General features: G+C 57.1%; 15 protein-coding genes. 3 read left to right on the forward strand and 12 right to left on the reverse strand.

Annotation, left to right across the window (positions count from 1 at the left end; genetic code table 11):
• The 8 genes from fabF to KBA32_RS13895 form a co-directional block, all read right to left on the reverse strand.
• Positions 1 to 1,239: a beta-ketoacyl-ACP synthase II gene (gene fabF, locus KBA32_RS13860; RefSeq protein ID WP_294359907.1), complete on the reverse strand. Its 1,239-nt coding sequence runs from the start codon at positions 1,237 to 1,239 to the stop codon at positions 1 to 3.
• A gap of 100 nt (positions 1,240 to 1,339) precedes the next feature.
• Positions 1,340 to 1,576, reverse strand: coding sequence for an acyl carrier protein (acpP, locus tag KBA32_RS13865; RefSeq protein ID WP_263772493.1), 237 nt, complete (start codon positions 1,574 to 1,576; stop codon positions 1,340 to 1,342).
• A 109-nt stretch (positions 1,577 to 1,685) separates the two neighbouring features.
• Positions 1,686 to 2,426 carry a 3-oxoacyl-ACP reductase FabG gene (gene fabG, locus KBA32_RS13870; RefSeq protein WP_294359918.1) on the reverse strand — a complete coding sequence of 247 codons (741 nt, stop codon included), beginning with the start codon at positions 2,424 to 2,426 and terminating at the stop codon, positions 1,686 to 1,688.
• A 5-nt stretch (positions 2,427 to 2,431) separates the two neighbouring features.
• Entirely contained in the window at positions 2,432 to 3,373 is a 942-nt protein-coding gene (gene fabD / locus KBA32_RS13875; RefSeq protein WP_294359925.1) for an ACP S-malonyltransferase, read from the reverse strand.
• A 17-nt stretch (positions 3,374 to 3,390) separates the two neighbouring features.
• On the reverse strand, positions 3,391 to 4,350 hold the full coding sequence (locus KBA32_RS13880; RefSeq protein WP_294359929.1) for a beta-ketoacyl-ACP synthase III: 960 nt from the start codon (positions 4,348 to 4,350) through the stop codon (positions 3,391 to 3,393).
• A 1-nt stretch (position 4,351) separates the two neighbouring features.
• On the reverse strand, positions 4,352 to 5,365 hold the full coding sequence (plsX, locus tag KBA32_RS13885) for a phosphate acyltransferase PlsX (RefSeq protein ID WP_294359932.1): 1,014 nt from the start codon (positions 5,363 to 5,365) through the stop codon (positions 4,352 to 4,354).
• Between the two features lie 68 nt (positions 5,366 to 5,433).
• Entirely contained in the window at positions 5,434 to 5,613 is a 180-nt protein-coding gene (gene rpmF, locus KBA32_RS13890) for a 50S ribosomal protein L32 (protein WP_294359935.1), read from the reverse strand.
• 21 nt (positions 5,614 to 5,634) lie between these two features.
• Positions 5,635 to 6,129, reverse strand: coding sequence for a YceD family protein (locus tag KBA32_RS13895; RefSeq protein WP_294359937.1), 495 nt, complete (start codon positions 6,127 to 6,129; stop codon positions 5,635 to 5,637).
• Positions 6,130 to 6,252: 123 nt separating this feature from the next.
• On the opposite strand from KBA32_RS13895, the gene KBA32_RS13900 reads away from it, so the two are divergent.
• Together KBA32_RS13900 and KBA32_RS13905 are read left to right on the forward strand one after the other, a co-directional pair.
• Positions 6,253 to 6,867 (forward strand): Maf family nucleotide pyrophosphatase, encoded by a 615-nt coding sequence (locus KBA32_RS13900; protein ID WP_294359939.1) that lies wholly within the window; start codon positions 6,253 to 6,255, stop codon positions 6,865 to 6,867.
• Positions 6,864 to 7,574, forward strand: a complete 711-nt coding sequence (locus KBA32_RS13905; RefSeq protein ID WP_294359942.1) for an SAM-dependent methyltransferase — start codon at positions 6,864 to 6,866, stop codon at positions 7,572 to 7,574. Before KBA32_RS13900 ends, KBA32_RS13905 begins: the two co-directional genes overlap by 4 nt.
• A 25-nt stretch (positions 7,575 to 7,599) precedes the next feature.
• On the opposite strand, the gene KBA32_RS13910 is transcribed toward KBA32_RS13905, so the two are convergent.
• Complete coding sequence (locus tag KBA32_RS13910; RefSeq protein WP_294359959.1) at positions 7,600 to 8,592, reverse strand: serine/threonine protein kinase; 993 nt, start codon at positions 8,590 to 8,592, stop codon at positions 7,600 to 7,602.
• A gap of 149 nt (positions 8,593 to 8,741) precedes the next feature.
• Here KBA32_RS13910 and KBA32_RS13915 point away from each other — a divergent pair, with 149 nt between their 5' ends.
• Positions 8,742 to 9,497 carry a fused MFS/spermidine synthase gene (locus KBA32_RS13915; protein ID WP_294359945.1) on the forward strand — a complete coding sequence of 252 codons (756 nt, stop codon included), beginning with the start codon at positions 8,742 to 8,744 and terminating at the stop codon, positions 9,495 to 9,497.
• A 10-nt stretch (positions 9,498 to 9,507) separates the two neighbouring features.
• Here KBA32_RS13915 and KBA32_RS13920 read toward each other — a convergent pair whose 3' ends face one another.
• From KBA32_RS13920 to KBA32_RS13930, 3 genes are all read right to left on the reverse strand, one after another.
• Complete coding sequence (locus tag KBA32_RS13920; RefSeq protein WP_294359949.1) at positions 9,508 to 9,882, reverse strand: CbiX/SirB N-terminal domain-containing protein; 375 nt, start codon at positions 9,880 to 9,882, stop codon at positions 9,508 to 9,510.
• 135 nt (positions 9,883 to 10,017) lie between these two features.
• Positions 10,018 to 10,545: an adenine phosphoribosyltransferase gene (locus tag KBA32_RS13925; protein WP_294359951.1), complete on the reverse strand. Its 528-nt coding sequence runs from the start codon at positions 10,543 to 10,545 to the stop codon at positions 10,018 to 10,020.
• A 9-nt stretch (positions 10,546 to 10,554) separates the two neighbouring features.
• The coding region (locus KBA32_RS13930; protein ID WP_294359956.1) for an NCS2 family permease at positions 10,555 to 11,817 on the reverse strand (1,263 nt) is incomplete at its 5' end.

Here is an 11,817-nt window from a genome sequence, read left to right on the forward strand (position 1 = left end):
CTAGATCCGTTTCATTACCACTGTAGCATTCGTACCGCCGAAGCCAAACGAGTTCGAAATCGCCACGTCGATCTTCATTTTCCGCGCTTCATTCGCACAATAATCGAGGTCGCACAACTCGTCCTGATTAAAGATATTGATGGTCGGCGGTGAAACCTGGTTATAAATCGCCAAGGCCGAGAAGACTGCCTCAATACCGCCGGCAGCGCCAAGCAGATGCCCGGTCATTGACTTGGTGGAATTTACAACCAGTTTCTTCGCACGTTCGCCAAAAGCGCGTTTGACTGCGATGGTTTCCGCCTTGTCACCGAGTGGGGTCGACGTCCCGTGGGCATTGAGATAATCCACTTCATCGACATTGATATTCGCATTCTTCAACGCGTTGAGCATGCATCGCGCTGCGCCTTCTCCGTCTTCGCAGGGAGCGGTCATGTGATTCGCGTCCGCGCTCATGCCAAAACCGGCGAGTTCCGCATAAATACGCGCGCCGCGGGCTTTGGCGTGCTCATACTCTTCAAGCACCATGACCCCCGCGCCTTCACCCAGAACAAAGCCATCACGATCCTTATCCCACGGGCGGCTAGCCGTCTTCGGATCATCGTTACGTGTCGAAAGTGCGCGCGCCGCGCAGAATCCGCCAAGCCCGAGCGGTGAAACGGTGCATTCGGCGCCACCCGCGATCATGATGTCCGCATCGCCATATTCGATCAAACGCCCGGCATCACCGATGCTGTGCGTACCTGTCGAACATGCGCTGACCAATGCAATATTGGGTCCCTTGTAGCCATACATGATCGAAAGATTGCCCGAGATCATGTTGATAATCGAACCGGGCACGAAAAACGGAGAAATCTTTCGAACTCCCGCGGCGACGAATTCGTCCCGCGTCGTTTCGATAAGCGGCAAACCGCCGATACCGGAACCGATCGAAACACCAATTCGATCGGCGTTGGCAGGATTCGCCTCGAGGCCCGCATCTTTGATAGCTTGAATACCTGCCGCCATTCCGTAATGGATAAACGTATCCATACGGCGAGCATCTTTCGACGGTATGTATTGGCTAACATCGAAATTCCGGACTTCGCCGGCAATTTGTACAGGAAATGCGGACGCATCGAAACGAGTAATCCGGTCGATACCGGATCGCCCGGCAAGAATATTTCCCCAAGCTTCGTCAATGGAATTGCCGACGGGCGAAATAATTCCAAGGCCGGTGATGACGACTCTGCGACGTGCCATTTCTTCTCCGGAAGAACAGAAAACTACTTGATGAACTTCAAACCAAAGGGAACAAGACGCCGACACTCAGCCATGCCGGCAGACTTGTTCCTCGGAAGAATTACTTCTTATGGTTTACGACGTAATCAATGGCCTGCTGCACATTGGTGATCTTTTCCGCCTCGTCGTCCGGAATCTCGCACTCGAATTCCTCTTCGAGCGCCATCACAAGTTCCACCGTATCCAACGAATCCGCGCCGAGGTCGTCAACGAACGAGGATTCGTTCTTGATGTCAGCTTCATTGACGCCCAGTTGCTCAGCAACGATTTTTCTGACGCGTTGTTCGATATTTTCCATCAGGATGCTCCTTTAAAGGTTCACGTGTGAAACAAAACCGCTCTATTTTACCAAATCGACCGACGCTTACCAAACCAGCAAAGAACGAGCCTCTGCCGCTCGGCACCCGTCAATCCATATACATTCCACCGTTGACGTGGATGGTCGTTCCCGTGACATAGGCCGCAGCGGGCGATGCCAAGAAGCCAACTGCCGCAGCCACTTCTTCCGGCAAGCCAAGGCGCCCAAGCGGGATATTCGACGCCAACGCATCACGCTGCTTGTCATCAAGAACCTTGGTCATGTCGGTATCGATCAACCCGGGCGCAACGCAATTCACCGTGACATTGCGACTCCCAAGCTCGCGGGCGAGCGATTTGGTCATCCCCGTGACACCAGACTTCGCGGCGCAATAGTTCGCCTGGCCGGGGTTGCCCGAGTGGCCGACAACGGAGGTCACATTCACAATACGCCCTTGGCGCGCCTTCATCATGCCGCGCATGACGGCTTTGGAGAGACGAAACACCGCCTTCAGGTTGGTATCAAGCACGGCATCCCATTCATCGTCCTTCATGCGAATGGAGAGGTTATCCCGAGTGATACCCGCATTGTTGACAAGGATCGAGATGACGCCAAAGTCCTTCTCGATGTCCGAAACAAGACCATCAACCTGGGATTGTTCGCGAACCTCAAGCACCCGGCCCGCCCCTTTGATACTGGCGACCTTCAGGTACTCGATAATGCCGTCCGCGCCGCTCTGAGTCGTCGCAGTACCAATTACAGTTGCCCCCAGCCTGCCCAACTCGAGTGCAATGGCGCGCCCGATGCCTCTAGACGCTCCCGTCACAAGCGCTATTTTCTGATCAAGCATTGCCTTTACTCCAGCGATGCGAGTGCCGCCTCGATCGAGGCCAGATCGGCGAAAGCGACCCCGTTCAAGGAATCGGAACAGCGCTTGGTCAAACCAGACAGCACTTTTCCGGGGCCGCATTCAGCCACAGTCGTGACATCCAGCGAAGCGATCTTCTGCACAGTCTCAACCCAGCGCACAGGAGAGAATGCCTGACGGATCAACGCGTCCTTGATCTTCGCCGGATCGCTTTCGATTGCGACATCAACATTGTTGATCACAGGAATCGTCGGAACGGAGAACTCCAACTCGGCAAGACGCGCGCCCAGCTTTTCTGCCGCCGGACGAATCAGCGACGAATGGAACGGCGCAGATACGGGAAGCAGCACGGCACGCTTCGCCCCTCTCACCTTGCAACCTTCGCACGCACGCTCGACGGCCGCCTTGTTACCGGCAATGACCGTCTGACCGGGTCCATTGAAGTTAACCGGCTCCACCACCTCACCATTTCCAACTTCGGCAGCCGCCTCAATGCACGCCTCTCGAATCTTCTCGTCATCGAGATTCAGAATCGCGGCCATTGCCCCCGTTCCAACGGGTACCGCTTCCTGCATGGCAGAAGCGCGCAACCGAACAAGAGGCACAGCGTCCTTGAAAGCAATAACACCTGCTGCGACTAGCGCCGAGTACTCACCCAAGCTGTGACCAGCGACAACGGCCGGAAGTTTGCCGCCCTTCTCAAGCCACAAGCGATACGTGGCGATACCCGCCGTCAACATCAGCGGCTGCGTATTGACCGTCTGTGCCAACAACTCAACGGGACCTTCGGCGACCAGTTGCCAAAGATCCTGCCCAAGAGTCGCAGAGGCCTCATCGAACGTACTGCGGACTACGGAAGAATCGCCATAGGCATTCATCATGCCGACCGACTGGGATCCCTGACCAGGGAAGACGAAAGCGAAAGCCATATCTTTTTATCCTCTATTTAGAACTCGAGCAGTACAGCGCCCCAGGTGAAGCCGCCTCCGACGCCTTCGAGCATGATTTTCTGACCGCGCTGGATACGCCCATCGCGCACCGCTGCGTCCAGAGCTAGCGGAATGGATGCCGCTGAGGTATTGCCATGCTGATCAACCGTGACAACGACCTTGTCAGCCGGCAAACCGAGCTTTTTCGATGTCGATTCGATGATCCGGATGTTGGCCTGGTGCGGAATCAACCAGTCAAGCTCGGACGACGCAATAGCAGCCGCCGTGCAGCACTCTTTGGCCACATCGGCCAAAACACGGACGGCAAATTTGAATACCGCCTGACCATCCATCCGAAGGAACGGGTCTCCGGTTACTTTGCCGCCACATACGCTTCCGGGCACCGAAAGAATCCCGTGATGCGAGCCATCGGCATGTGCCGCCGTAGCCAGTATCCCGGGCTTATCCGAGGCTTCCAGGACGACCGCGCCCGCGCCGTCGCCAAACAATACGCACGTAGCCCGATCGTCCCAGTCAAGGATGCGCGAAAACACCTCGGCACCGACAATCAAGGCTTTCTTGTGGCTACCCGAGCGAATGAATTTTTCTGCGACAGTCAGCGCGTAGACGAATCCACTGCAAACGGCCTGAATATCAAAGGCCATTGCGCCGACATTTCCGAGCCTCTCCTGCAAGAGACAGGCTGTGCTCGGGAAGATGAAATCCGGCGTCGAAGTAGCAACGATGATCAGGTCAATTTCTTCCGCACCCGCATTTGCTGCGGCCAACGCATTGCGACTGGCTTCATAGGCGAGCGAACTGGAGGTAACCCCCACACCGGCTAGATGCCGGGACTTGATTCCCGTTCGACTGACAATCCAGTCGTCACTTGTATCGATTCCGCGAGCGATGAGATCGACATTACTTACAGGCTGACCTGGCAGATAACTTCCAACGCCTGCGATACGGGCAAACATGCTATTTCGCCTCCTGAATCGGTTGTTGCTGAGCCACACGCTCGGAAATGCGAGTCAAGACACCGCCCCTCACGATATCAGCGGCCCGCTCAAGTGCATTACGGAAAGAGAAGGCATCGGCCGAGCCGTGGCTCTTGACGACAATCCCCTTCAATCCAAGCAAACTGGCGCCATTGTATCTGCGATGATCGACTCGTCGCTTGAAGTGCCGTAGTACGGGAATCGCCAGTATCGCAATCAGTTTGGTCAGAATGTTGCGCCCAAACTCCTGGCGCAAAAACGTAGCCAGCATCTGGGCCAAACCCTCGGAAGCCTTGAGTGCCACGTTGCCGACGAAACCATCGCAAACGATGACTTCTGCCTCGCCTTTGTACAGGCCGTCGCCTTCGACGTTGCCGACGAAATTCAGCCCCGAATCCTTCAATAATTCAGCAGCGCGCTTGACGACATCGTTGCCCTTGATGTCTTCCTCGCCAATATTGAGGATTCCGACGGAAGGACGATCCTTGTGCTCGATCGCACCGACGAGCGACGCACCCATGATCCCGAACTGGAGCAGATGCTCCGGCGAACAATCGACATTGGCGCCCAAGTCGAGAACATGCACATGCCCATTGACCGTCGGTAACACGCCACAAATCGCAGGACGATCGATACCCGGGAGCATCTTGAGCACAAAACGCGAGATCGCCATCAACGCGCCGGTATTGCCGGCAGACACGCACGCATCCGCCTCGCCGCTCTTCACGAGATCAATGGCGACGCGCATTGACGAGTCCTTTTTGTTGCGAATCGCCAAAGCAGGCGATTCGTCCATCTCGACAATCTCGCTTGCATGACGGAACGAGACACGTGGATTCGACACGCCTTCGAGAAGGGGACACAATCTACTCTCAATCCCGACCAGGAGAACATGCACATCGTCATGCATTTTCACGAAGTCGAGCGCAGCTTGCACGGTCACGTCGGGACCATGATCCCCGCCCATGCAATCGATAGCGACAGTAACAGTCATTATTGAAGACAAAAGAAAAGGCAGACACTTCCCCGAAACGGGGAAAGTGTCTGCCTGATCCCAAATTCTTACTCGCCTGATCCCTTTGTAACCTTCTTGCCCTTATAGAAGCCGGTTGGGCTCACATGATGGCGCAAATGCACTTCACCCGTAGTCGGCTCAACAGCAAGCGGCGGATTGGTCAGAAAATCATGGGAACGGTGCATACCACGCTTGGACGGGGACTTTTTGTTCTGTTGGACGGCCATAGTTAACTCCAGATATCAAATTCACTGAGCCTTGCGTTTCAGCCCTTGAAGCACCGAGAACGGTGAAACCTTTCCAGCACCAAGGTCCGCATCAGGCAAAGCACAACTTTCGTGACGAGGCGCAGAGGGCAAACCGAGAATTATCTCGTCTTCGATCAAGGCAACCACATCAAGTTCTTTTTGCGCAACAAGGAAATCTTTCGAATCGTCTTCGATATCCTCTTGCATCAAATCATTCTCGTCATCAACAAACTCCAGCAAGCTGCGAATCTCGAGCGGATAAGCGATAGCGTTCAGACACCGCTGACAACGCAGCGAAAGATCACCACCTACCCACAACTTGATCTGCGGCTTGTTGCGTGGATCCAGCAAGCCTTCCACACGATATTGCAAGCTACCGCCCGAATCGACCAGCAAATCCAGCACCCGACCCAAGCTTTCTACCGGCAATTCCCCTTGAAGCAAACTCGCATCGCGGGCAAACACCTTGCTGTCAATAACAATCCGTTGAGACATAAGCGGCGCATGATATTATTTTTGGCTTTCAAAGTCAAAGCCGCTGACGCGAACTCGACATTCACTGGGCGACCTTCCAGCTCTCAGCTGAAACAGTGGCTCAGATGCGCCTCCTGACCATTCATGACCACACCATTTTCAAGAATCGTTCTCGCGTCAACATCTCCTTTTCGCAGGGAACTCCTGTCGCGCTTTGGGCTGCCTTTTGAAACAGCGAACCCGAAAACCGACGAGACCGCGCTGCCGGATGAATCGCCGGAAGACACCGCGCTGCGCCTCTCTGAAGCAAAGGCGCGTGCTGTCGTCGAGAACTATCCGGACGCACTCATAATCGGCAGCGACCAGGTCGCGAGCCTTGACGGGCGCACCTACGGCAAACCCGGGACACATGAAAATGCCGTCCTCCAACTGCGCGCCATGAGGGGGCAAACGGTCAACTTCTTTACCGGGCTCTGCCTCTTGAACGCACGAACCGGGAAAGCCCATGTTCGCGGCATACCAACCTTCGTCACCTTTCGCGACCTGACCGACGGCGACATCGAGAGCTATCTGCGCCGTGAAAAGCCGTACAACTGTGCCGGCAGCGCCAAATCCGAGGGATTGGGAATCGCAATCGTCGAGAAGATGTGCGGCGACGACCCCAACGCCCTGATCGGCCTGCCGCTGATCGCTCTCTGCGATCTGTTGCGTCTCGAAAACATCAACGTGCTGCAGACGATGGTCGGTGTTAGCGAATGAGCAAAGGGAAGCTGCTCCTGATCCCCGTAACTTTGGGAAAGTCGAAGAACTCGTCGGTTCTGCCCGATGGCGTAATAGATTGCGCAAGGCAGCTCACGTACTTCATCGCTGAGAATGCCAAATCGGCGCGAGCGTTTCTCAAATCGCTTCCATCGTCCATCCCGTTGCAACAACTCCATATCTGCGAACTGAACGAGCACACCGGACCGGAAGAGCTCTCCGGATTCCTGACTCCGCTTCTGTCAGGAACTGATGTCGGCCTGATTTCGGAAGCTGGCTGCCCGGCCGTGGCCGACCCCGGTGCAAACCTGGTGGCACTCGCGCATGAGCTTGGGATTACCGTTGTGCCACTGGTTGGACCGTCGTCCATCCTTCTCGCGCTGATGGCGTCCGGGCTATCGGGGCAGAACTTCTCCTTTCACGGTTACTTGCCGGCCAAGACTGATCAGCGGGAAAAGAAGATCCGGGAGCTCGAGAAAAATTCCCGCCTCGAGAAGAGAACGCAGATTTTCATCGAAACTCCTTATCGTAATCGGCAGATGCTCGAGAGCCTCACGAAATCGTGTTTGGCGACGACGAGAATCTGCATCGCTACCGATCTGACGTTGGAGAGCGAGCACATTGTCACGAACACTTGCGGCGAGTGGAAAAACCTGCCAGTGCCGGAAATCGATCGACGCCCAACGGTGTTTTTGCTCCAGGCTTGAGCCGCGCGCTCCAGGCCAGATATCCTCAGCCAAGAACACTCAACGGCGGCTCTTCCATTTGCGCAATCTGCTCGCGTAATTCGAGGATGCGGTCCTGCCAATAGCGCTGGGTATTGAACCATGGAAACGCGGCCGGGAAAGCGGGATCTTCCCAGCGTTTTGCCAGCCATCCGGCGTAATGCACAAGGCGCAGCGTGCGCAGAGCTTCGACAAGATACAGTTCGCGCCGATCAAAGGCGAAGAACTCCTCGTAACCGGAAAGAACCGTCGATAGCTGCCGCTCCTGATCCCGACGTTCGCCCGAGAGCAGCATCCAGAGATCCTGCACGGCCGGCCCCGTGCGTGCATCGTCAAAGTCAACAAAGCAGGGGCCGTCCTGCCAGAGTACGTTACCGACGTGGCAATCACCGTGCAGGCGCAGTGCCGTCACTTGTCCGGCACGCTCAAAGCAATCCTCAACCGCGTCGAGCGCCTGGTCGACAACACCGAAGTAGACGTCTTCCAGATCCGCAGGCAAAAAGCCGTTATCGAGCAGGAAATCCCGTGGTTCGTCGCCGAAGGTCGCGACATTGATTTCAGGACGCACCGCAAAGGGTTTGAGCGCACCGACCGCATGGATCCGGCCGATGAAACGCCCCATCCACTCAAGGACCTGCCCGCGATCGAACTCGGGCGCACGTCCGGCACGGCGCGAAAAGAGGGCGAAACGCAGATCTCCATGAAAATGCAGCGTCCCCCCGCCAATCCGCAAAGGCGCAACTACAGGCAACTCACGTTCGGCCAGTTCGGCGGAGAACTCATGCTCTTCCAGAATCGCGGCATCGGACCACCGGCCGGCTCGATAGAACTTCGCGATCAGTGGCGCGCCCTCTTCCATCGATACCTGATAGACGCGGTTTTCGTAGCTATTCAGGGCCAGCAGACGTCCATCCGGTCTGAGCCTCAGGCTCTCCAAAGCATCCAGAATTGAATCGGGGGTCAGCGTCGAAAATGGTGTCGCGCTCGAATCGGTGATCATCACACACAAACTCCTGTCGCATAAATCGCTCTCTTGTTCGAGCCGTGCACGATACACCGCGAGACAACCCAAATCCGCGCACGAGTTTCATCAGCCGCAGCGACCAGCTAAGATTCGCCCTTTAGCGCCAGAAGGAAGCCAAAAACACGATGTCGAGTACGCTTATTGAAGTCAGCGAGGAAGCCGGCGTCCGTTACCTGCATTTCAGCGCCGACTGGGTTCAGGGCGCGATGCGCATTCAACGTCCCAATTCGCTTGAGTTGGCCTACACGCGAGAGATGATGGCCGGACTGTTGCTACGCGAACCGCCCTGGCCGAAGAACGCCCTGCTGATCGGGCTCGGCGCGGGATCGCTGGTCAAGTACATCTATCACAAGTTGCCGGCCACACGCATGACCGTGGTGGAGATCGATCCGCAAGTAGAGATCATCGCGCGCCTCCATTTCAAGCTACCGGACGATCCGATGAGGCTGAATGTCGTCATTGGTGACGGCGCCCAATACATGCTCGAAGATGGCAAGAAGTTCGACTGCATCCTGGTCGATGGATTCGACAAGAGCGGACGCGCCGGTGTGCTCGACACGCTGCCGTTCTATCAGGCTTGCCGCAACCGCTTATCGGATACCGGCTTGCTGGTCACCAACCTGCTCGGTCACAGTCGCGGCTTTCAGGCCAGACAGGCCCGTATCGCCAAAGCGTTCGATGGACGCTCGCTTGTTTTTCCTTCGTGCGATAGCGGCAACACCATCGCGTTTGCCACGACCGGCGACGAAATCGATGTCGCGCTCGGAGAACTGATCGCCCGCGCACAACGACTGCACAAGGAGACCGGGCTCAACCTCAAACCGACGATCCCGAGGCTTCAGGTGGCAGGCAAGTTGACCGAAGGACATCTGCGCATCTAGGGCTGCCGGGTCAGGCGGCGGACAAGCCCAGCACATGGGCGGCCATCGCCTGCACCACGCTTTCGGCCTCGCCAACCGGGCCGGACATTTCGAATGCGACACGCGGAAAACGAGCGCGCAACTCGTCAATGATCGCCGGGAGATCGTTCTTGAGGTGCCCGCCTTGCGCGATGAACATCGGGACGACGATGATGCGATCGAACCCTTCCGAGATCATTATGGCCGCACATTCCTGCAAGGTCGGAGGGAGAAACTCGAGGAAAGCGAGTTCGACTCTAAGATCGAGCGAACTGGTGAGGATCGCTGAGCGAACGCGCCGCAGCGGAGAAGGCCACTCGGGATCGCGCGAACCGTGAGCAAAAAGGATCAAGGCGGTCTTGGGCATGTTGGTTCCCGGCTAGTCAGTCATGTCAGGCGGACAAGGATAAAGGAAAAGGCCTGCGCCGGGAGTACCAGACAGGCCTTCTGTTCAGTTGCTTCCCGATCGCAGGCGACGAAGCGCCCACAACCGGCACAGCGATCAGTACTTCAATAGCGCGAATCCGGGAACACCTGCGGCCTGCAGGCGACCCGAGCCGCCGAGCGCGGGCAAGTCGATGACCGCAGCCGCCTCGACGATACGTGCACCGAGGCGATGCATCAGTTTGGCTGCGGCAAGAATCGTCCCGCCAGTAGCGATGAGATCGTCGATCACCAACACGTGATCACCAGCCGCCGCCGCATCGGTATGGACCTCGACCGTTGCCTCGCCGTACTCGAGCGAATAGGACTCGCACATGGTGTCAAACGGCAACTTGCCGGCCTTGCGCACCGGAATGAAGCCGCAACCCAGCCGATAAGCTAACGCGGCGCCGATGATGAAACCGCGCGCGTCGATTCCGGCGATGGCATCGATATGAGCGTCACCGTAACGTTCGGAAAAAGCATCGATCAGCGCACGAAACGCCGCTCCATCACGCAACAGCGGCGTGATGTCGCGAAACTGGACACCAGGCTCCGGCCAGTCGGCAATCGTACGGATATGGCTCTCAAAGAAGCGGGTATCCACGATGCGATCTCACAGAAAGGCGAACTTCAGGACGAACAGGACGGCAATCGCCACGACCATGGGTGACAGTTCTTTTGCACGACCCGCGAGGAGCTTGGCCGAGGCATAGGTGATGAAGCCGAACGCGATGCCGTGCGCGATCGAGAAGGTAAACGGCATGCTGATCGCGGTCACCACCGCTGGTGCCGACTCGGTCAGATCATCCCACTCGATCTCGGCGAGACCGCGGACCATCAACACCGCGACGTAGCAAAGCGCTGGCGCCGTTGCGAATGCCGGGACCGTTCCCGCGAGAGGCGCAATGACCAAAGCTGCGAGGAACAGCAGCGCCACGACGACGGCCGTCAGACCGGTGCGCCCGCCAACCGAGGTGCCGGCCGCGGATTCGATGTAGGCCGTCGTAGACGAGGTGCCGAGCATCGCACCGGCGGCGATCGCGCCCGAATCAGCAAGCAATGCGCGCTTCAGGCGCGGCAGTTTGCCATCCGCGTCGAGCAAGCCGGCACGATGGCAAACGCCGATCAACGTTCCCGAGGCATCGAAGAGTTCGACCATGAAGAAGGTCAACACCACGGTCAGCAGACCGGCATTGAGCGCACCGGCAATATCCATCTGCAGGAAGGTCGGTGCAATCGACGGCGGCATGGCGACAACCCCGCGGAAGGGTGTCAAGCCCAGAGCAACCGAAGCGACAGTCACAAGAAGGATGCTGATGATGATCGCACCGGGTACCTTCCTCTGTTCCAACGCAACGATCAGGATGAAACCGACGACGGCGAGCAACGCATCCGGCTTGTGCAAATCGCCGAGCGTCAGAAGGGTTGCGGGGTGGCCGGCAATGATGCCTGCATTGTGTAGCCCGATGATGGCGAGAAACAGCCCGATACCCGCCGAAATGGCAAACTTGAGCGACCGCGGAATCGAATTGACGATCGCCTCGCGGATACGAAACAGGCTGACGAAGATGAACAGCAAGCCCGAAATGAACACGGCACCGAGCGCAGCCTGCCAGGTAAAGCCCATACCTTTGACCACGGCAAACGCGAAATAGGCGTTGAGTCCCATGCCGGGCGCCAGTGCAATCGGGTAGTTGGCGTAGAGGCCCATGATCGCGGAACCGATCGCCGCCGCGACACAGGTGGCAACAAAAACGGATTCCTTGGGCATACCGGCAGCCGATAGGATGTCCGGATTGACAAAGATGATGTAGGCCATGGTCAGGAATGTTGTAATCCCTGCCATCACCTCGGTGCGCACATTGGTACCGTGCGC

It is taken from the genome of Propionivibrio sp. (assembly GCF_017995515.1).
In the GTDB taxonomy this organism is placed as follows: Bacteria; Pseudomonadota; Gammaproteobacteria; order Burkholderiales; family Rhodocyclaceae; genus Propionivibrio.